Consider the following 20,041-nt stretch of genomic DNA (forward strand, 5'->3'; position numbering starts at 1 on the left):
GTTGGCATAGATTCCTGACAACAAAGGCGGGCAGCTTGAGCGACGGACCCCACAGGAGCCTGAACATGCGGCGCCGCTGGAAGCGGCTCGCGGAGCGCGCAGCCAACATCGCGTTCGACGACAGGGAGACCAGCGACGCATTGGCCGCGGCACTCCAGGGCGACTGGGACGTCGAAGTTCCCGAGAACTTCGTCGGGCACGTTCGCGATGCCCTCGACGATCACCAAGGCGATCTCTTCGGCACGTCGGTGACCGAGAAGCTCGAAGCACTCCGAGGTGAAGCCGCGGGTCGTCCGCTGGCCGGCGCGGTCCTGGACTGCGCGACGCAGGCGGCGGCCCAAGGGCGCCGAGGCGAAGAAGCACTTGCGAAGGCAGCCGCCGACGCGCTTCTGGAGCGCGCCGCGAGCGGCCGGCGCCAAGTAGAGGAGCATTGGCTGCGGGCATCCCGGGCTCGGAACGCCAAGGGCGTGAGAAACCGCATCGACGACGCCATTGCGGCATCCGACATGAATGACATAGCGCGGCGTTGCATTGGACGCGCCGACCGAGGGGCGTCGCAGACGCCACGCAGGAAGACTGGAATCAACGACGGTGTGTCGTTGTCGTGAAATTGAGTACCCCATGACCTCTCTCGTTCCCGAACGCCGCGTCGACGTTGTGGAGGAAGGAAGATCCGCCGGAAGAAGTCGGATCCGGTGCGGGATTGACGAACACCTGCAGTTCGACACTGAAGGCATCGAGACGTACTGCCTGGCCGGCTGGAACGCAACGGTATACGACGCGTTCGTCGTCGGCGCCGCCGTTCAGTTCTGCGACCATACGACGCGGCGCCCATCGGCCGGCTGGCGTCGTGACATTGCGCTCCGCGTTCCCGTTCATGATCCCCACCACTGGCGGTCCACGGCGGTTTCCGAGGCGCTGCATGATGCGTTGTCGTTCCTGACCGGTGATCGGTGGCGTATCGATTTCGTTCGGCGAACAAAACACTTTGTGCCCGAGCGGCAGCAGCGCTTCGACCTCCCGCGTTCCTGTGTCGTGATGCCGTTCAGCGACGGTCTCGACTCGTACCTGATGGCGGGCCTGCTTCAGCGGGAGCATGGTGACGCGTTGGTCCGGGTCCGACTCGGAGCAAAGGCTTCCCGAGGGAAACGAGCCCGAACCTCACCGCCTCGCGCCTTCGCCTCGATGCCGTGGCGGGTGTCGTGCGGCAGGTCTGGATCGGTTGAAACGAGTGCCCGGTCACGCGGGTTCCGATTCGCACTGCTCAGCGGCATCGCCGCGTTTCTCTGCAAGAGCCGAAGAATCGTTCTGCCGGAGAGCGGCCAGGGCGCCCTGGGGCCGTCGCTGATTCCGGTTGGCCAAGCTCATGCAGACGTCCGGAATCACCCGCTGTTTATGACCAGGATGGAGCGTCTCGTACGGGCGTTGTTCGGTCACGAGGTTCACTACGAGTTTCCGCAGCTCTGGCGAACGAAGGGTCAGACCCTGGCGGCGTTCATCGAGTCGCGCCCCGACGATGCGGACTGGCTGGGCACGCGCTCATGCTGGCAAGGTGCACGACAGGTGTCGGTCTCCGGCAGTCTCCGCCAATGCGGGATCTGCGCTGCATGCCTACTCCGACGCATGAGCGTACACGCAGCAGGGGGACGCGAGGATCCGGCAATCTACGTGTGGGAACGCCTGGGCGCCACTCGTTTCGAGGACGGCGCCGCCGAGGCATTTACGAATCGAAGGCCCAAGGGGGCGCTTCACGAGTACGCGATTGCTGGCGTCCTGCATCTCGACCATCTGGCCAACCTGCATCGGGCACCGGCAGGCGCGGCCGTCATCGCGAGGCAGGCCTTCCTCCTGAGCAGGCCGCTCGGCCTGGACGAGCAGCAAACGAAGAAGAGGCTCACGGACATGCTCTGGCAACATGAGGACGAATGGTGCGGCTTCGTCGATTCGTTGGGGCCGCGTTCGTTCGTCGCGCAGTGGACTGCGCAAGGACAGTGACATGGCGCCGGACAGTATCGATGCGATCGACGTCGGCGCCCGCCTGCGGGGGGCGCGTGAAGCGGCGGGGCTGACGCAGACCGACGCCGCGGCCGACCTCCGCGTCGCGCGGACGACCTTGGTCGCCATGGAGCAGGGCCGCCGCCGCGTGCGGACCGAGGAGCTCCAACATCTGGCGCGTCTCTACGGCACGTCGGTCAATGCCGTACTGCGTCGCGAAGCGGTGCACGTCGATCTCGTGCCGCGTTTTCGCAAGCTCTCGAGCGCCAACGACGAGTCGGCGGAGCGGGCGGCACGCCTGTTGACGGACCTCGTGCGCGCCGAAGTCGAGCTCGAGAACCTGCTCGGCGTCACGCGCACGCGGAACTATCCGCCGGCGAGACCGTTGCTGCCCGGCGACGTGCGCCTGCAGGCCGAGAACGACGCCACCGAACTCCGGCACTGGCTCGGATTGGGGCTGGCCCCGGTCCGCGACGTCATGAGCCTCCTGGAACTCGACCTCGGCGTGCGCCTCTACGTCCGGCCTCTCGACAGCCGGGTGTCCGGGCTGTTCGCATACGACGACGGCGTGGGCGCGTGCATCCTGCTGAACGCCAAGCATCCGCGGGAACGGCAGGCCCAGACCGGCGTTCACGAACTCGGACACCTGACGTCCCGGCGGCAGACGCCGGACGTTTGTCGTTTCGACCGGCAGGACGATTCGCGCGAGGAACGCTACGCCAACGCGTTCGGGCGCGGATTCCTGACGCCCGCGCGAACCGTGACGGCCAAGTTCCAGGACCTGACCGCGGGCGCACCCCGCTTCACGCGACGCCACGTCATCCTGCTGGCGCACGCGTTCGGGGTGTCACGTGAGGCGATAGTCCGCCGCCTGGAGGAACTCTACCTCGTCAAGCGGGGTACCTGGGACTGGTTCGAGGCCAATGGCGGCATCACCGACGGGCAAGCGCGTGAAGTTCTCGGTGAATCGGCGGCCCAGGGCAACCGCGACGCCGGGCGGCCCGTGACCTTTCGCCTCGGACTGCTCGCCGCCGAGGCTCACCGGCAGGAGCTGCTGAGCGAAGGGCAGCTCGCGCGGTTGCTCCGCCTAGATCGCGTCGAGTTGCGCGAGGTGCTGGACGCCGCGAACGTTGACGGAAACGACACGGATGACCTTCCAAAGCTGCCTGGATAATCGCACGGCCCCAGTCGTCGCCGATACGAGCGTCGTCATCAACCTGAACGCTACCGGTTGCGCGGAAACGATACTGCGCGCCCTGCCCAACCGCTGTGTCGTCGTGGAGCAGGTCTCGCTGGAGCTTCAAGTCGGTCGCCGGACCGGCCGCCCGGATGCTGACGCCCTTGCGGTGCTGATCCGCGAGAGCCTCATCGAGCATGCCCAACTCGAAGACGTGGGTCTGGTCCATTTCACCGACCTCGTCACCGGATCTGCAGCCGAGACCCTCGATGACGGCGAAGCAGCAACCATCGCCTGCGCCATCGAACGGGGCGCTGTCGCCCTCGTCGACGAGCGCAAAGCCAATCGGATCTGCACGGAACGCTTCCCAGGCCTCGGCATCGGGTGTACGGTAGACGTGCTCGCTCAGCGACACGTTCGGGGCGCGCTCGGCGGCGGTCTCGCCGATGCCGTGTTCAGCGCTCTGGATCGTGGTCGCATGCGGGTGCCCGACCACCATGGGCAGTGGGTCCTGGGTCTCATCGGCAAGGAACGGGCTGCAGGATGCCGTTCACTGCCGAAGCGGTTTCGTGTGAACAGTCCGCCGAATCCAAAATGATCTACCGTCCGCACGAAGAGTTGTACCTGAAGGCCTTACGTCGTCGGAGCCAGAGAGCCGCTCCGGGCTTGGAACACCACCTTTCCGTCGTTCGCCTTCAGAACGTCCAGCAACCGGGTTGACCGCGGTTTCTCTCTGCAAGCGAGAGAGGCACAAACGGGGACTCCAGCTACAATGACTTCCTGAAAGTGGATGCGATTGACCAGCAGAGAGGATTGAGGAGCAAAGACACATGTCAACGAGGGACGCCGTCCGGAGGGTGCAACGTCACCGAGAAGCCAAAGAGCACTTGGCTGAGATCTACAACAGACGGGAGAGGGTCATCGTGATCCACTATTCGTGCGAGAGTTTCTACGACCGTCGGGTAGAAACCTCGCCGAGAATTACATCTATAGCAGTCCGCAACCTGGCGACCGCCCAAACAGAGTCTTTCTCGATTCATCAACTTGCTGAACGCGAGGGGAAACTCTATGACATGAAGGCCCACTACGACGAACTTGAGAGAACGAGATACTGAAGGAGTTCTTCGAGTACGCGAAGGGCCGTCTCGACTATACTTGGCTACATTGGAACATGCGCGACAGCAACTATGGGTTTGCCGCGCTGGAGCATCGGTTCCAAGTGCACGGTGGACAACCTGCCGAAATCCCGGACGTGTGCCGGCGCGATCTGTCGCGGTTGCTGTTGGAACTCTACGGTGTCAACTATATCGGCCATCCACGACTTGAGAGCCTTGTCAGGAAGAACGACATTACTGACCGTGATTTTCTTAACGGCGAAAGCGAGGCGAAGGCATTCATAGACGGTCGGTACGTGGACCTGCATCGCTCGACGCTCCGCAAGGTCGACATCATATCTGATATAGCCAATCGGGCGGCAGACGGTACGCTCAAGACCGACGCGAGTCCGACTGAAGTCTGCGGCAGCTATCTTGCATTCGCCGTAGCGAAGGCCAAGGAGCACTGGGTGATCTCGCTGCTAGGCATTCTCGGGGCAATCGCGAGTGTCGTGAGTTTTTTTCGGTAGTCCTGCGGAACATGTTCAAGCATCATTCGGATTTGCGAGCACGCCGCCGAAGGCGCCGTCAAGCACGGCCTGATGTAGTGCCGCTGTGCGAGTCTTGGTCCCAGCTATTTCGGCAACCATGGCCCGTTCGCTGTGAAACACCTTTTCAACCATATTCCTTATGCGAACCTGTTCCGCCAAAGGCGGCACCTGCAACACACATGCCGCCACATCCACTTGGTTGACCTTGTATATTCCCGCCGTTGTCTTGGCCTTGCGTTCAATCTGATCACGAGTATCCCGAGAATTCCACAGCGCCACAAAGAACCGCCGATCTATTCTGTCGCAAAGACGCACGCGAATCAAGGTGTCGGGAAACGCAACGAAATCAGGATGGTCGGACACAATTGCTCCCAGTCCGACCAAATGGATGGAACCGTTTCCACGCGACACAAGAATGTCGTTCTGACGAACAAGAAATGGCTCGGCTTCCGACGCACTCCAAGCACCAATCTTGAACTCGCTTAGATCTACGAGGCCGTTCCGTAGCGATGTCAACCGAAGGACCGGAATGCCGTGTTCCGCAGTCTTGACCGACCGCCCATTCACGAGCCGTTCGGACAGGATCTGATCGACCGTTGCCCAGCACCACCCTTCCGCGAGCGATGGCAGCGTGGCAGTGTCCGGTTCGGCCGGCTCCTTGTACCTCGCCTTCCATTTGTCGGTTGTCGGCACCTTCCCCGCCGCCTTCATCCTCGCCAGCTCGCCGTCCTCCCACCGCCGACGTCGTTCAGCAAGAATCCGCTCCAGGAGGACGGAAGCAGGCTCGTAGTCGCGACCTTCAGCGCGGGCGAGTTCGGCCTCGGTCGGCACGAGTCGCCCCTCGACGGCGGCCTTCAAGATCGACGCGCGGTACCGCTTCAGGTTCCGCCGCACTCGCTCCAGCGTTGCGGTGACGTCATCGAGACGCGTAAAGTACGAGTCGATGGTCTCGGCGAGTCGCTTCTGATCGTGTGGTGGAGGAACGGGCAGCGTCTGCGCTTCGAGGAATTGCTCCGGGACGCGCAACTGGCCGGCCGTGCCCTTCATCTTCGATCGCGCGGCAGCGCGAAAGTCGTCCCGGAGCAGGTAGTACGCCAACAGGTCGGGCCGAATGGCGGCGGACGGGCGGAGCACGTGGAACTCCGTGGAGCCGGCGCCGACGCCGTTGTGGAGACCCTTGCTACCGCCAGCTTGCCGTTCTCCATGCAGGGCGTGATCTTCGCGAAGAGGACGTCACCTTCCTGGAATCGCTTGTAGCCCTTCCTGACCTCACGCCACGGCCGGGTTTCACTCGTGTCGATGCCCTCCGCCATCACCTGGACAGCGGCCATCGGAACGAACGAAACGGGAGTGTCGTCGTCGGGCGGGACCTCCGGGTTGGGAGGGTTGATCTCCACGACTTCGGACAGTCGCGCTTCGGTCCAGCCCGGCGGCAGGCGCTTCCTGCTCACGCCGCCAGTACCCCGTTCAGCTCATCCAGCAGCGGTGCGAGCCCGTCGCCGAAGATCCGCGTCGCGCGACCGAGGCCGCCCTCTTCCGCGAACGGCGCGTAGTCGAGATCCTCCACCGTCATCTCCACGCTGGCCGCGATGTGGTCGCGGATCATCTCCAGCCAGCGAACCTGCTCGGTCGTGAAGTCGCGGCCTGCGGTGCGCTGCCGTGCGAGCCACTGGTCGAAACGTCCCCGCACGCGCTCGCCGAACGGCGCCAGCTCGTCGTCCCGGTCCATCGCGAAGCGCACCAGAGAGACGAGATCGGTGAGCAGCCGCTGCGCCGACGCGCCCCGGACCCGGTCCCTGTCCAGCGTCTCGTAGGCGCGCCAGAGCTTCTCGGGCGTTCCAGGCGCGGGGCGGCGCCTTGATTTCGTCGGCCAGCGTCTTGAGGTCGCTGAAGCGGAGACGCTTCGCATACGGCATCCCGTAGAAGCACTGGAGGGCGTCGATCTCGTCCTTGTTGTCCGCGATGAACCGCTCGAACGAGTCGACCAGCGACTTCGCCTTCTGCTTCGCCTCCTCGCTCGCCCCCGCCTCGATCAACTCGTCCACGGTGATGTCGTCGATGAGCTGCTCCAGCTTACGCTTGATGTCCTGCAGAAGGTGGCGGAGCTTGGGTCTGGTGGAGATCGGCGCGGCGGCCTGCTTGAGGAGCGTCGTCGCGGCCTGCTGCACTTGTTGATCGGTCGGCTCGTCACCGGCGGGCACATCGAACATCGAACGCGCCTTCGTGACCTGACGATCCGGATCGAGCCCGTCGACGATGGCGTGGCTGATGGCCCCAATGCTGGCGCCGCCGGACACTTCGGCGATGCGCTCGCGCTCCTCCGGCCCACACTGTCGATCGAGCCGCGCGAGCCGGCCAGCGAGCGACGACAGCATGGCCGGATCGGTCCCGCCCATGGCGACGTGCTCGAGCAGGGCCTTGAAGGAGACGGCCTTCTTCCGCTCCAGCGGCTGGGTGTCGGCGAGCGGGACGTCGGACACCCCGACGCAGTCGACGATGACGAAGTGCGTCTTGGCCCGGGCGTCGGGCGTCACCGCCTGCAGCTCGCGCGCGTCGATGACGCGAACGCCGCGGCCCTTCATCTGCTCGAAGAGCACGCGGCTCTTGACCGCCCGCATGAACATGACGATCTCGATCGGCCTGATGTCGGCGCCGGTGCTGATCATGTCCACCGTGACGGCGATGCGCGGCTCGAAGCTGTTGCGGAACGCCTGGATCAGGTCGCGCGGCTTGGCGGCGGTCACCTTGTAGGTGATCTTCTGGCAGAAATCGTTTCCGCGGCCGAACTCGTCGCGGACGATCTCGACGATGTCCTCGGCGTGGCTGTCGTCCTTGGCGAAGACGAGCGTCTTCGGCACCTCCGTCCGGCCGGGGAAGATGTCGGTGAAGAGACGGTCGCGGAACGCGCGGACGATGGTGCGGATCTGGTCGCGCGCGACCACGCGGCGGTCGAGCTCGGCGGCGTCGTAGGTGATGTCCTCGTCAGGCCGCTCCCACCGCCGCTGACGTGTCTGGCGGTCGCGGTACTCGACCATCGTGTCGGGCGCCGCCTCGATGGTGGCGCCCTGCCCGGTGATCCGAGTGCGGATGTCGTAGACCTCGAAGTCGACGTTGACGCCGTCGGCCACCGCGCGCTCGTGGTCGTACTCCATGACCAGGTTCTTGTTGAAGAACCCGAAGGTTTGCTTGGCCGGCGTCGCGGTGAGGCCGACGAGGAAGGCGTCGAAGTACTCCAGCACCTGCCGCCACACGGTGTAGATGGAGCGGTGGCATTCGTCAATGACGATGACGTCGAAGTACTCCGGCGGGTAGGCCGGGTTGTAGACGACCGGCAGCGGTTCACCGAGCGCGCCGGCGCCCGGTTCGAACTGCGACGCCGCTTCGTCCTCCGCCGCGAAATCGGGCTCTCCCTTGAGCATCGAGTAGAGACGCTGGATCGTGGTGATGACCACCTTGCTGGCCGCGCCGATGGTGTTCGACGTCAGGCGCTGGACGGTGTAAAGCTCGGTGAACTTCCGGTGATCGTCCGGCGTGCGGAAGCCCTGGAACTCCTTCTCCGCCTGCTCGCCGAGGTTGCTCCTGTCGACGAGGAACAGCACTCGCCGCGCGCCGGCGTAGCGGATGAGCCGGTAGACGGACGTGATGGCGAAGATCGTCTTGCCGGACCCGGTCGCCATCTGGACCAGCGACCGCGGATGGTTGCGCTTGAGTGACCATTCGACGTTTCCCACGGCCTCGACCTGGACCGGATAGAGGAAGTCCTGCTCCAGCTCCGGCAACGTCTGAATACGGCCGCGCAACGACGACGGACACGTCTCGTCGGCCGCTGTGTGGAGGCCTCCACCTTCAATGTGAAGGCGTCTTACCCAGGCGTCGAGGGTCTCCGCCCGAACCCATTCCGCCAGTGTTTCCGGCCGGTGAATGTGCGGCAGGTGCGAGATGCGACGGCTCTTCGGATCCGGGTCCAGACCGTTGATGAATCTCGTGTCGACGCCGGTGCTGACGTACAGGAACGGGAGCGGTCTGACCGGCGGATTCAGCACCGCCGGCAGCCCCGTCGCATACTTGTCGGCCTGCAACTCGACGCTGGACAGGGTGTATCCGACCGGCTTCGCTTCGAGCACGCCGACGGCCTGCCCGTCGACGAACAGCATGTAGTCGGCGAATCCGTGGCTCGGCGCCATCTTGAACTCGCGCACGGCGACCCCGAGCCCGGCCGCTAGGTTCATCCCGTCGCGGTCCTGGACAATCCAGCCCGCGTCGGCAAGGGCCGTGTCGATTTCCTCGCGGGCCTGTTGTTCCGGCGTCAGCGGCATTGCTTAGCGGTCGGGATTCCAGTGCGCCTTGTGGCCGTAGTTCCGGCTGGGATCCGTGACCGCAGGCCCCTGGCAGACCGTTGCTCCGGCGTCAGCTTCATGTTTCATCTGCCTCGGCTACTTCCGAGTCCTCGCCACGCACGATGGCATACAGCAACTGGTCCTGCACGACCCCGTCCTTGACGGCGCTGCGGCGCATGCGGCCTTCCAGCCGATAGCCGGCCTTCTCCAGCACGCGACAGGACGCGGCGTTTGCGGCCAAGGGAACGGCAAACAGCCGCTCCAGCTCGTAGGCGACGAAGGCATGCCGGGTGAAGCCCACCAGCGCGCGCGTTGCGATGCCGCGGCCCCAGTATGTCTCGCCGAGCCAGTAGCCAATCTCGGCCGAGCATCGCTCCACGTCCTCACCGAGCACCACCCCGATGGAACCGACCGGCCGGTCATCGACTGTAATGGCGAACGCCGTCTCGGGATCCGCACCACTGGCGAACGCGATGAACCCGCGCGCATCGTCGACCGCGTAGGGGTGGGGAAAGCGATCCCGCAACTGCAACCACACGTTGCGGTTGTTGGCGTGCCGGGCCAGTTCGGCGGCGTCCGGCTCACGGAACGACCGCACCCCGCAGGATCCAAGGTCGAGTTGCATCTGCAGCACCGGCAATGGGAACGTCGGCCTAAAGACTGACCGTCAGCGGGTGTCCGACGAGTAGACGATCGACCGTCAGAAGCTTCAAGCCCTCCTGCTGAGCCTGAACCAGCAGAAGCTCGTCGAACGGGTCGCGGTGAGCGATGGGCACGTCCAGCGTCCTGGCGGCATGGAGCGTCGTCAGCGGCAGGAACGTCACGTCCTGCCGTTCCAGCGCAGCAACTACATCATCCGGGTCGAAACTGCTCTTCCGTGCCCCCGATCGGTAACGGGCCTGGAACTTCAGGCGCATCTCCCAGATCGACACGGCGCTGACCAGGATGCGCGCGGCGCGATCGTCGAGGAACCGACGCTCGGCGTCGGAGAAACCCCGCGCCGCCGCCATGAACCGGTAGAGATAGAACGTGTCCAGAAGGACGTTCACCGCCTCGCACGCCTACTCGTCTTCAAGCCCCAGCACCTGACGGCTGAACGCCGGGTCCTCGAAGGCTGCCCTCCATTCCGCCACCTCTTCCTCCGGGGCGTCCTCGATCCCGAGCCGCCGGCGCGTCTCCTCCAGCTTGTCGAAGTCGATGCCGCCTCGCCGGCGACAGCGGACCAGCTCCACGGCGGGCACACCGTGCCTGGTGATCACGACACGCTCGCCTTTCTCGGCGGCCGCGATGAGCTCCGAGAGTCGAGCCTTGGCTTCACGCACCGCAAGTTCCATGAACCGTCTCCTCAGCCACCTGCGTATCGATCCACCCGTAGCCGCGTTCCAGCCACAAGAGAGACTACACCGTGACTACGCCTCGCGTCATTCGCGACCGGCCGTCGCCGCCGCGCGCGGTCGGGCGGCCGGCCCCCGGAAGTGGGCGCGGTCGACGGCAAACGTCGGCGACACTGCGTTGCCGCCTGCCGCAGCACTACCCACCCCAACCGTAGTTGACGCGCGCGTAATAGTACCCGCCGCTCAGTCCCCACGGCGTGAACTGGCTGTAGGGCAGGCCGAACCGCGCGGCGAAGAGGTCCATCCGGTCCGAGAAGGTGTTGAACACGTTCTGGCCGCCGACGGCCAACGTGACGTCGGGGGCAAGCGCGACGCTGGCCTCCAGGTCGAGGATGAAGCGGCCGGCGAGCACCTGCGCGTCGGCGCCGCGCGCGGAGCGCGCGTCGAGGTGGTCGACCCACGATCCGAAGTAGTGCAGGCGGCCGAGCAGGCCGACCCGCCCGGCGCGCTGGTTGACGGCGACGTTCCAGCGCGTCTCCGGCACGCCCCGTTCCAGGGCGAGCACGTCGCCGGGGCTGAGCAGGTCCGATTCTTCCGTCACCGCCGTGTCGGTGCGGTTCATGGCCAGGCTGAAGACCGTGTCACCTCCCAGTCCGAGGGGCGCCCAGGTCGAAACGACGTCGATCCCCCGCGTCCGGGTCGAGAAGTCGTTGATGAAGAACCGGAAGAAGGCCAGCGTGCGCGCCGACGTGATGCCTTCCGACAGGAGCAATGCGCGCTCGTCCGCCCCGAGCGTGAAGTTTTGGGACAGGGCAAGGCGGTTCGAGACGTCGACGTGGAAGTAGTCGGCGGTGAGCGTGAACGCGCCGGTGTCGACCACCAGCCCGGCCGTCGCATTGGTCGAGGTTTCGGGATCGAGCGGCCGGCCGCCCCGGAGCTGCGCGGCCCGGTAGGTGGACGGCACGGTGGCGCTGTCGACCAGGTCCAGCGTCCTGGGGTTGATGGTCGACTGCACGTTGAACGTGTTCTGCTGGCCGGGCGTGGGGGCGCGGAACCCCGTGCTGACGCCGCCGCGCACGGAGACGGCGTCGCCCAGCCCATAGCGCGCGGACAGCTTGCCGTTCGCCGTCGCGCCGAAGACGTCGAAGCGTTCGACGCGCAAGGCGCCGCCGACGGTCCAGCGGTCGTCGGGATTGCCCAGCTCCACGTCCCCGTAGAGGGCGACGTTGGCGCGGGTCCACGTCCCGGCCGTGTAGTCGGGAAACCCCGCGAAGCCGTTGGAGCCGGAGACGAAGCCCTGCGCCGCGAAGGGACCGACCTCCCACGACGGCCGCTCGCCAGCGCGGATGGTGAAGCGCTCGTCGCGCCACTCGGCGCCGCCGGCCAGGTGAATCAGGTCGGTGGCGGCGTAGGAGACGTCGAAATTGAGGTTGACCTCCGCCTGCCGGTAGAGGCCCGGATCGAAGTTGCGCGGGGTGTCGGGACCGAGCGACGCGTTGACCGTGTTGAAGAGGAAGAAGTCGGCCTGGTGGGCGCCGTAGCTCGCGCTGGCGTCCCAGATCAGGCCGTTGGCGGCGGCGCGGCGCAGGCCGGCGACCGCCGACAGGTCGGTGATCACGCCGCTGTAGGACGGGGTGAACCCGCCCGGGGCGATCTCCTGAAACGAGAAGCAGTTCGGGTCGGCGAACACCCGCGCCAGGGCCATCTGATCAGGCCGGTTGTCGGTGATCCTCACGGTGGGACAGCCCGCCGAGCCGTCCCGGACGCCGTCGCGCGCATCGAGCACGTCCCCGACGAGCAGCGTCTGGCCGCCGTCGAGACTGAAGATGTTGGCCCGCGTATTCGGGTTCCGGAAGTAGAACCCCTGCGCCGACGTCTTGTTCGCGTAGTTGGCGTGGCCGTAGAGCTGCAGGCCGTTGGCGTTGAGGTGGCCGAAGTTGCCGAACAACTTGAGGTCGTCCTCGCTCGTGGTGTTGCCCCAGGGCTGCGCCGGGTCGGCCACCGCGGTGTTGCCGGCCGCGATCAGCGCCGCCGCATCGGCGCGCTGCACGCTGCGGTCGGTCGGACCGGCGTTGCCGTACTCCAGGCTGAGGTTGGCGAAGCCGTTGTCGCCCAGCGGCAGTCCGACGTTGCCGGCGACGTTGTAGGCATCGCCGTCGCCCGCGCGATAGGTCCCGGTGCTGAACTCCAGGCTGCCGCCCTCGCGGGCGTCCTTGAGCAGAAAATTGAGCACGCCGGCGATGGCGTCGGAGCCGTACTGCGCCGAGGCGCCGTCGCGCAGCACCTCGACCTGCCGCAGGGCGATCGCCGGAATCGTCGAGATGTCCGGCCCCTGCGTGCCGTCCGTCACGCCGCCGAACCAGACCAGGATCGCCGAGCGGTGGCGGCGCTTGCCGTTGACCAGCACCAGCGTGTGGTCGTGGGCGAGGTTGCGCAGGCTGGCCGGCCGCACGAGCGATGCCGCGCCGCTGATCGGGTGCGTGGCGACGTTGAAGGAGGGAACCAGGTTCCGCAACTGGTAGTCGAGTGTGGTGGCGCCCTGGCTCATGACGTCGCGAAAGGGAATGGCGTCGATGGGAACCGGAGATTCGGTCACCGACCGCGGCTGCGCGCGGCTGCCGACCACGACGACCTGCTCTTGGAGTTGCACCGACAGGACCGTGTCGAGTGTGACCGTTGCCCTTGCGCCGAGCGCCACGCCGCGGCGCACGTCCGTCTGGAAGCCGGGCAGCGTGAAGGTGATGTCGTACACTCCCGCCGGGAGTCCGGTGATCGCGAACGCGCCGGTTCCATCGGTGACCGCCGTTTCGATCGGGCCGCCTTCCTCGATGCTGCGCGCCTCCACGGTCACGCCGGGCAGCACGAGATCCGTCGTGTCGGTGACGGTGCCCTCGATGACCGTCTGGGCATGGACGAGCCCCGGCGCCGCGAATCCCACCAGAAGCGTGAGAAGAGTCGTTCTGGACATTCATCAAGACTACGCGAAGTCGTTACCGTTTACGGGCAGACGCTATTCTGCCAACCCCGTACGGGACTGTCGGCGTCTTTCAACACCGGCGCCGCACGAACGCCAGCCCGGACCAGTCCTCGTCCACGGCGCAGACCTTGAAGTCGACCAGTCCGGCCGCGAGCCCGACGCGCCGCACGTCCTGCCCCGTGTGATCGGCGGCCAGCGGCGAGGTCTTCTTCGGCCAGACGATCCACAGCCGTCCATCACCCACGCTCTGCGCCATCCGCTCCATGCCGCGCTCGAGCTCCCGCCGCGAGCGTGTGAACCAGAGGGTAACGTCGCGCGCGCCGCGGTTCGTCCTGCGAAGCAGCACGTCGGGCGGCAGAGGCTCGAGGATCGCCGCGAAGCCGTCCGGCGGTTTCACCAGCACTACGCGCATCCCCGGCTTGACGCCGAGCTTGCGGGGCAGCGGCGTGCCCGAATAGCCGGCGGTGGCCGACGGCGCAGGGGCGACGCCGCTCGGCGGCATCGCGAGCGCGCTGGCCAGAGCGGTGACGACGTCCTCGGGCCCGGCGTGCATGGTTTCGAGCGGCAACGCCTTGAGCCGCGTGAACACGGTCCGGTCGGACGCGACGAAGACGATCGGAATCCGCCGCGTCGCCACACGCTGGCGCAAAGCCAGGGCGATGTCCCGTCCACGCGCCGGCGCCCAGTCGAGACCGATCACGACCGCGCACGGCGGTTGCCGGGCGATACGCTTCAGGTCCTCCGGCCCGGCGACCGGCTGCCGGTCGATTGCGTACCCGGCGGCCTCCAGGCGTGAAATCCACGTTGCCGACGACGACACCCCGATGATCCTCACCGTTCCGCGCGGCATGCCGTAGTCTAGGAGCTTGCGCCGCAGAACGCAGCGAAGCGGAGTGCTGCAGCGCAACGTCATGGGACGGACGGGATGGGCCGAAAACGCCGAGACTGCGAGGCGTTTCGGGGCGCTAGCGGCTACCCTACTGCGAAACCGATCCTCCCCGGAGGATATAATCCGATTTTATCGGACCGACCGTCGGAGGCCTGAATGGCGCTGGTCAAGAAGAGCATCACCATAACCGACCGTCAGGAGCAGTGGATCAGGGCGCAGGTCGCAAGCGGCGACTACGGCAGCGACAGCGAGTACTTCCGCACCTTGATCCGCCAGGACCAGGCACGAAACGCCACCTTCCGAGCCTTGCAGGAGGCTGTTCAGGAAGGTGTGGAAAGCGGCGTCAGCGACAGGACGGTGAAGGAGATCTGGGCGGAGGCGGAGCAGCGCTACGAAACCGGGCATGGCTGACTTCCGTCTGTCGACCCGCGCCGCGACCGACCTTGGGGGCATCGCCCGCTATACCATCGAGACATTCGGCGTCGAGCAGGCACGCCGATATCGTGACGATCTGGAAGCCTGCTTCCGGACGCTGGCGGACAATCCACGATTGGGCAGAAGCGCAGAACGGCTTCGACCCGGTCTTCGACGCTTCGAGCATCGCTCGCACGCCGTGTTCTACATGCAGAACGAAGACGGAATCCTGATCGTCCGAATCCTGCACGCCAGGATGGAGCCCTCGCGCGGTGTTCGCCCGTGATGCGCAGGATGGAACCGACTGCCACGAGGCCCCCGTCCGAATCCCTCGACGCGCTGCTGCGCCCCGCGTCGGTCGCCGTGATCGGCGCCTCGAACGACCCGACGCGCATCGGGGGACGCCCCATTCGATACCTGCGCGCCGCGGGTTACGCCGGCCGGGTCTACCCCGTCAATCCCCGGCACAGGGACGTGCAGGGACTCGCGGCGTTTCCGCACATCTCCGACGTGCCGGAAGCGGTCGACCTGGCGATCGTCGCAGTACCTGCCCCGAGCGTGGGGGATACGGTCGAAGCGTGCGCGGCGCGCGGCGTGCGGGTTGCGGTCATCTACAGCGCCGGCTTCGCGGAGATGGGCGCCGAGGGACAGCGCCAACAGCGACGCCTCGGCGCCATCGCCGCCGAAACCGGCATCCGCATCGTCGGTCCCAACTGCCTCGGCGTCTACAACTCGGAGCTCGGGTTCTTCGCCACGTTCAGCACGACGCTCGAGGACGGCTTCCCCGCGCCGGGCGGCGTCGCGCTCGTCAGCCAGAGCGGGGCCTACGGCAGCCACCTGTCGCTGCTCGCCCGCAAACGCAACATCGACATCCGCTACTGGGTGACGACCGGCAACGAGGCGGATGTCTCGGTGCCAGAGGTGCTCGGGTGGCTGGCGGAGCAGGACGACGTGTCGGTCATCATGGCCCACGCCGAGGGCATCACGGACCGGGACGCGCTCGTACACGCCCTGGAGACAGCCCGCGCCCGCCGCAAGCCGGTGGTGTTCCAGAAGGTCGGGGTCACCGACGTGGGTGCGCAGGCCGTCCAATCGCACACGGCGTCGCTCGCCGGCGCGGACCCGGTCTACGAGGCGGCGTTCCGGCAGTTCGGCGCCTACCGGGCGCGCGACACGGACGAGATGCTGGACATCGCCTACGCGGCCAGCTTCGGCGTCTTCCCGGAGAGCCCGCGCGTGGCGCTCGTCTCCATCTCCGGCGGCGTGGGCGTCCAAATGGCGGACGCGGCGGTCGGCTTCGGCCTCGACGTGGCGCCGCTGAGCCAGTCGGCGCAGCAGCGGCTGAAGGCGGCGCTTCCCTACGCCTCGCCCCGCAACCCGGTCGACATCACCGCGCAGGCCTTCAACCGCGTGGAGCTCATCGGCGACAACCTCGGCATCGTGTTCGAGGAGGAGCAGCACGACGCGGTCGTCGCCTTCTTCACCTACGTCGCTGCAGCCGAAGGGATGGTCGAGCCGATCCGCGACGCGATCCATGCCGCCCGCGAACGGCGGCCCCGCCGCGCGCTGGTGCTCTCCATCGTCGCCCCGCCGGACGTCGTGCGCCAGTACGAGGCGGTCGGCTGCCCCGTGTTCGAGGACCCGACCCGCGCCGTGCGCTCCGTTGCGGCGCTCCACCGGTTCCGCCGGATCTTTGCGGAGGGTGCCGACGAGTCCCCGTCGGACGGCGCGGGTGGAGCGTCGGACGCCACGACCATCGCGCCGTCGACACGGAGCCTGCCCGAAGGCCCCATTTCGGAACGGGAGGCGAAACGCCTCCTCTCCGAGGCGGGGGTGCCGGTGGTCGACGAAGAACTCGCACGGACCGTCGACGATGCCTGGCGTGCCGCCGCCGCGTTCGACGGGCCGGTGGCAATCAAGCTCTGCGCGCCGGGCGTCCTGCACAAGACCGAACTCGGCGGCGTCGTGCTCGACGTGTCGACCGAGACTGAAGCGCGCCGGGCCTTCGAGACGATCACGTCGCGCGCCCGGGCGGCGGACCCGGCCGTCCGCATCGAGGGTGTGCTGATCGCGCCGATGGTCACGGGCGGCGTCGAGACGATCCTCGGCGTCCGTCACGACCCGACGTTCGGACCGGTCGTCATGTTCGGTCTCGGCGGGACGCTCGTGGAGGTGATCGACGACGTCAGTTTCCGCGTAGCGCCGTTCGGAGAGGCTGAAGCGCGCCGTATGGTCGAGGAGACCCGGGCTGCCAAGGTGCTGCACGGAACGCGCGGCCAAGGCCCCTACGACGTCGCGGCCCTAGCGGCAGCCCTGTCGCGCCTGTCGATCTTCGCCGCGGAACACGGCGACCGGATCGAAACCGCGGAGATCAACCCGTTCGTGGTGCTCCCCGAAGGTCGCGGCGCCGTGGCGCTCGACGCCGTTATCATGACGCGTCCGTAGCGGGTCAAATGCGATCCAGGTACTATGGGATGGTAACGGTTCACCTCACGGTGGATGGAGTAGGACGTTGAACGGCGAGAACTGGACGCCACCTGATGACCTCTGGGAGGTCAATCGTGGCCTGCACCTAGACGATCCCCTGGACGGATCCAACGACCGGCGGTGGGTCGACACCGGAGCGGCGCGGGGCGAGTACAGCCATCGTCCGCTCTATCGCGTGCTGGGCGTGCAGGAAGCGGCTGACGAGCCTCAACCACAATTGCAGGCACCGCCCGACCGGGGCTATTACCTGTTCTGTGGACACCGAGGCTGCGGCAAGAGCACGGAGCTGCGGCGCATCCGACAGCACCTCCACCAACAGGATCTTTACTACGTCGTGTTCGCCGATGCGGCTCGGGACTTGGACCCGAACAACTTGCGTTACCAGGACATTCTCCTGCACCTTGCCGCCAAGCTCACGGGGCAGCTGCAAATGGACGAGATCGAGCTGGATCCTGTATACGTGCAGCGACTTGAGCGTTGGTTCGTGGAGCGGGTGGAGGTACAGGAAGAGACCAGAGAGTTCGCCCAACAAGCCAAGGCCGGTGTGCAAGTCCAGGCGGGCCTTCCTCTCGTCGGGAAGCTGTTCGCCGAGATCAGCAACGCCTTCAAGACGAACTCTTCGTACAAGGAGATCCTGCGGCAGACTCTGCAAAACCACTTCACCGATTTTGCCGAAGCCTTCAACCATCTGATCGAGGCGGCCGACGAAGCCTTGCAGCAAGCGGGCAACGGCCGGCGGATCCTGTTCATCATCGACGGCACCGATCGGCTGCGGGAGGACGACGCTCGAGCATTCTTCATCACAGACGTCCATCAGCTTCAGCAAGTGCGTGGCCTGTTCATCTATTGCGCACCTATTCACCTGATTTATGAAGGCAACACGATCGAGCAGGACTTCAACAGGGTCTTCAAGCTGCCCATGATCAAGATCAAGAACGCCGACGGCAGCAACAATCGGGCCGGCTACGAAGCAATGCGCGCCATGTTGTATCGCCGCGCTGCGGAGCACTTGTTCGATGACGGTGTAGCCGATGAACTGATAGCCCACAGCGGCGGCCACCCGCGTGGCCTGTTGCAGCTGTTGCAGCAGGCGTTTCAGTACGCTGAACACGATCGCTTCGACGATGCCTCTGCGCGGCGCGCCGTGGTCGAAGCAGCCTCCGTGTTTCGACGCATTCTTGCGCCGGACGACTATCAGCTTCTGGCCGAGATCGACTCGATCGACTGGAACATGGAACAACCAGCAAGCACCGAGCGCACCCGCCGACTTCTTTACGATCTCGCGCTCCTGGAGTACAACGACCACTACTGGCGCAGTCACCCCGCCGTACAAACTGCTGCCGCCTACAAGCGCGCAAGACACCTGATCGATGAAGCCAGCGACGGATAGCTCCCTGCCGCACTGGACCCTCCGCTCGGAGCATTCGGGAGCTTTCCTGCGCCTACAGCGCCTAGTGACAGGCCGGGCGTCGTTCACACTGTGCTTTCTCACCTACTCGGACAGCGTCTATCGCGACGAAGTCGCCGGTTTTCTGGAGGGACGGCTGAACGCCCACGTGATGGTTAACATCGATCCCGAGGAACGCATTGGTACGGAGGTTCTCTTCGATCGGCTGAGTGAGGGTCCAGACAGCGGGTCGGCGCAGCTCACGGGTCTGGAATCCTGGCCCGAGAGTCTCGATGATCTGTTGGGCCGCCTCAATCAACGCAGGGAGGCGCTCGCGGAGAGGTGCCCACGCCCACTGCTATGTTGGGTGCTGTCCAGCAACTTGGAGAAGGTCGCAAGGCGCGCCGCAGACCTTTGGGATTGGCGGTCCGGAGTGTTCGACTTCACGTTGCCGCCAACGGCAGCGGGCACCGACGTGCCTCAGCCTCAGTTCGATGGTCCGGCAGTGCACGCATCCGACCGACAGGTGCGCATCAAGAGACTTCAAGAGTATCTGGCAACTCGCTCCCTGTTGCGTCCGACTGACGTGGACCTGTTGCTCGATCTGGGCGACCTGCAAGGATCGCTCGGCAACATGACAGAAGCGGAAGCCGCCTACTCGCGCGCGCGGGAGGCACTCGCGACGCTGGATGACCGCAGACGCCGCGCAATCACAGAGACGAAGGTCGCTGGTATTCTTCAGGCGCGTGGGAAGCTGGACGACGCCGTTAGAATCCTGACCGAACAACTGCACGTCTTTGAACAACTTGGCGACATCCGCTACCGCGCCCTCACTCATGGCCGAATCGCCGATATCCTCCAAGTGCGCGGACAACTCGACGAAGCCCTCAGAATCCGAACCGAAGAGGAGTTACCCGCCTACGAACGACTTGGTGACGTCCGCCTGCGCGCCATCACCCAGGGCCAGATCGCCGACATCCTCTACGTGCGCGGGCAACTCGACGAGGCCTTACGGATCCGAACCGAGGAACAACTGCCCGTCCTTGAACAACTCGGCGACATCCGCTCGCGAGCCATCGCCCAGGGCAGAATCGCGGACATCCTCTTCGCGCGAGGAGAACTCGACGAAGCCCTCAGAATCCGAACCGAAGAACAACTACCCGTCTACGAAAAACTCGGCGATATCCGCTCGCGAGCCATCGCCCAGGGCAGGATCGCCGACATCCTCCAAGTGCGCGGGCAACTCGACGAAGCCCTCAGAATCCGAACTGAAGAAGAGCTACCGGTCTACAAACAACTCGGCGACATCCACTCGCTGGCCTTCACCCAGGGCCAAATCGCCGACATCCTCCAGGAGCGTGGACAACTCGACGAAGCCCTCAGAATCCGGACCGAAGAA

General features: G+C 65.8%; 14 protein-coding genes and 2 pseudogenes. 9 read left to right on the top strand and 7 right to left on the bottom strand.

Going from position 1 to position 20,041, the window contains the following annotated elements; translation table 11 throughout:
* Positions 1–65 precede the first annotated feature (65 nt).
* The 5 genes and pseudogenes from F4X11_02010 (at position 66) to F4X11_02030 (ending at position 4,796) form a co-directional block, all read left to right on the top strand.
* On the top strand, positions 66–608 hold the full coding sequence (locus F4X11_02010; GenBank protein MYN63797.1) for a hypothetical protein: 543 nt from the start codon (positions 66–68) through the stop codon (positions 606–608).
* A 13-nt stretch (positions 609–621) separates the two neighbouring features.
* Complete coding sequence (locus F4X11_02015; GenBank protein MYN63798.1) at positions 622–1,995, top strand: ATPase; 1,374 nt, start codon at positions 622–624, stop codon at positions 1,993–1,995.
* 1 nt (position 1,996) lies between these two features.
* Positions 1,997–3,169: an ImmA/IrrE family metallo-endopeptidase gene (locus F4X11_02020; protein ID MYN63799.1), complete on the top strand. Its 1,173-nt coding sequence runs from the start codon at positions 1,997–1,999 to the stop codon at positions 3,167–3,169.
* Positions 3,144–3,770, top strand: coding sequence for a hypothetical protein (locus F4X11_02025; GenBank protein MYN63800.1), 627 nt, complete (start codon positions 3,144–3,146; stop codon positions 3,768–3,770). Before F4X11_02020 ends, F4X11_02025 begins: the two co-directional genes overlap by 26 nt.
* A 232-nt stretch (positions 3,771–4,002) precedes the next feature.
* Positions 4,003–4,796: pseudogene (locus F4X11_02030) on the top strand (hypothetical protein).
* A 15-nt stretch (positions 4,797–4,811) separates the two neighbouring features.
* On the opposite strand, the gene F4X11_02035 reads toward F4X11_02030, so the two are convergent.
* From F4X11_02035 to F4X11_02065, 7 genes and pseudogenes are all read right to left on the bottom strand, one after another.
* Positions 4,812–5,951 carry a hypothetical protein gene (locus F4X11_02035; GenBank protein MYN63801.1) on the bottom strand — a complete coding sequence of 380 codons (1,140 nt, stop codon included), beginning with the start codon at positions 5,949–5,951 and terminating at the stop codon, positions 4,812–4,814.
* A gap of 313 nt (positions 5,952–6,264) precedes the next feature.
* Positions 6,265–9,133 (bottom strand): annotated as a pseudogene (locus tag F4X11_02040) (DEAD/DEAH box helicase).
* Positions 9,134–9,230: 97 nt separating this feature from the next.
* Complete coding sequence (locus tag F4X11_02045) at positions 9,231–9,779, bottom strand: GNAT family N-acetyltransferase (protein ID MYN63802.1); 549 nt, start codon at positions 9,777–9,779, stop codon at positions 9,231–9,233.
* A 28-nt stretch (positions 9,780–9,807) separates the two neighbouring features.
* Complete coding sequence (locus tag F4X11_02050) at positions 9,808–10,203, bottom strand: type II toxin-antitoxin system VapC family toxin (GenBank protein ID MYN63803.1); 396 nt, start codon at positions 10,201–10,203, stop codon at positions 9,808–9,810.
* 12 nt (positions 10,204–10,215) lie between these two features.
* Positions 10,216–10,488 (bottom strand): type II toxin-antitoxin system prevent-host-death family antitoxin, encoded by a 273-nt coding sequence (locus F4X11_02055; protein MYN63804.1) that lies wholly within the window; start codon positions 10,486–10,488, stop codon positions 10,216–10,218.
* 196 nt (positions 10,489–10,684) lie between these two features.
* Positions 10,685–13,456: a TonB-dependent receptor gene (locus tag F4X11_02060; GenBank protein ID MYN63805.1), complete on the bottom strand. Its 2,772-nt coding sequence runs from the start codon at positions 13,454–13,456 to the stop codon at positions 10,685–10,687.
* Between the two features lie 79 nt (positions 13,457–13,535).
* Positions 13,536–13,967, bottom strand: coding sequence for a DUF3052 family protein (locus F4X11_02065; GenBank protein ID MYN63806.1), 432 nt, complete (start codon positions 13,965–13,967; stop codon positions 13,536–13,538).
* A 543-nt stretch (positions 13,968–14,510) separates the two neighbouring features.
* Here F4X11_02065 and F4X11_02070 point away from each other — a divergent pair.
* From F4X11_02070 to F4X11_02085, 4 genes are read left to right on the top strand one after another with little or no spacing between them, the layout of a single operon-like run.
* Positions 14,511–14,765, top strand: coding sequence for a type II toxin-antitoxin system ParD family antitoxin (locus F4X11_02070; protein ID MYN63807.1), 255 nt, complete (start codon positions 14,511–14,513; stop codon positions 14,763–14,765).
* Positions 14,758–15,054, top strand: a complete 297-nt coding sequence (locus tag F4X11_02075) for a type II toxin-antitoxin system RelE/ParE family toxin (protein ID MYN63808.1) — start codon at positions 14,758–14,760, stop codon at positions 15,052–15,054. Before F4X11_02070 ends, F4X11_02075 begins: the two co-directional genes overlap by 8 nt.
* The gene (locus F4X11_02080) at positions 15,054–17,213 is read left to right on the top strand and encodes an acetate--CoA ligase family protein (protein ID MYN63809.1); all 2,160 of its coding nucleotides are present in this window, start codon (positions 15,054–15,056) and stop codon (positions 17,211–17,213) included. The genes F4X11_02075 and F4X11_02080 overlap by 1 nt, the downstream gene beginning before the upstream one ends.
* Positions 17,214–17,226: 13 nt before the next feature.
* Positions 17,227–18,645 carry an AAA family ATPase gene (locus F4X11_02085; protein ID MYN63810.1) on the top strand — a complete coding sequence of 473 codons (1,419 nt, stop codon included), beginning with the start codon at positions 17,227–17,229 and terminating at the stop codon, positions 18,643–18,645.
* The last annotated feature ends 1,396 nt before the right edge of the window (positions 18,646–20,041 follow it).

Source organism: Acidobacteriota bacterium (genome assembly GCA_009861545.1).
In the GTDB taxonomy this organism is placed as follows: Bacteria; Acidobacteriota; Vicinamibacteria; order Vicinamibacterales; family UBA8438; genus WTFV01.

What these genes read in the sequence shown, in the direction of transcription:
- F4X11_02010 (MYN63797.1), top strand. Translation starts at nt 66, where the DNA reads ATGCGGCGCCGCTGGAAGCGGCTCGCGGAGCGCGCAGCCAACATCGCG.
- F4X11_02015 (MYN63798.1), top strand. Translation starts at nt 622, where the DNA reads ATGACCTCTCTCGTTCCCGAACGCCGCGTCGACGTTGTGGAGGAAGGA.
- F4X11_02020 (MYN63799.1), top strand. Translation starts at nt 1,997, where the DNA reads ATGGCGCCGGACAGTATCGATGCGATCGACGTCGGCGCCCGCCTGCGG.
- F4X11_02025 (MYN63800.1), top strand. Translation starts at nt 3,144, where the DNA reads ATGACCTTCCAAAGCTGCCTGGATAATCGCACGGCCCCAGTCGTCGCC.
- F4X11_02045 (MYN63802.1), bottom strand. Translation starts at nt 9,779, where the DNA reads ATGCAACTCGACCTTGGATCCTGCGGGGTGCGGTCGTTCCGTGAGCCG.
- F4X11_02055 (MYN63804.1), bottom strand. Translation starts at nt 10,488, where the DNA reads ATGGAACTTGCGGTGCGTGAAGCCAAGGCTCGACTCTCGGAGCTCATC.
- F4X11_02060 (MYN63805.1), bottom strand. Translation starts at nt 13,456, where the DNA reads ATGTCCAGAACGACTCTTCTCACGCTTCTGGTGGGATTCGCGGCGCCG.
- F4X11_02065 (MYN63806.1), bottom strand. Translation starts at nt 13,967, where the DNA reads ATGCCGCCGAGCGGCGTCGCCCCTGCGCCGTCGGCCACCGCCGGCTAT.
- F4X11_02070 (MYN63807.1), top strand. Translation starts at nt 14,511, where the DNA reads ATGGCGCTGGTCAAGAAGAGCATCACCATAACCGACCGTCAGGAGCAG.
- F4X11_02075 (MYN63808.1), top strand. Translation starts at nt 14,758, where the DNA reads ATGGCTGACTTCCGTCTGTCGACCCGCGCCGCGACCGACCTTGGGGGC.
- F4X11_02080 (MYN63809.1), top strand. Translation starts at nt 15,054, where the DNA reads ATGCGCAGGATGGAACCGACTGCCACGAGGCCCCCGTCCGAATCCCTC.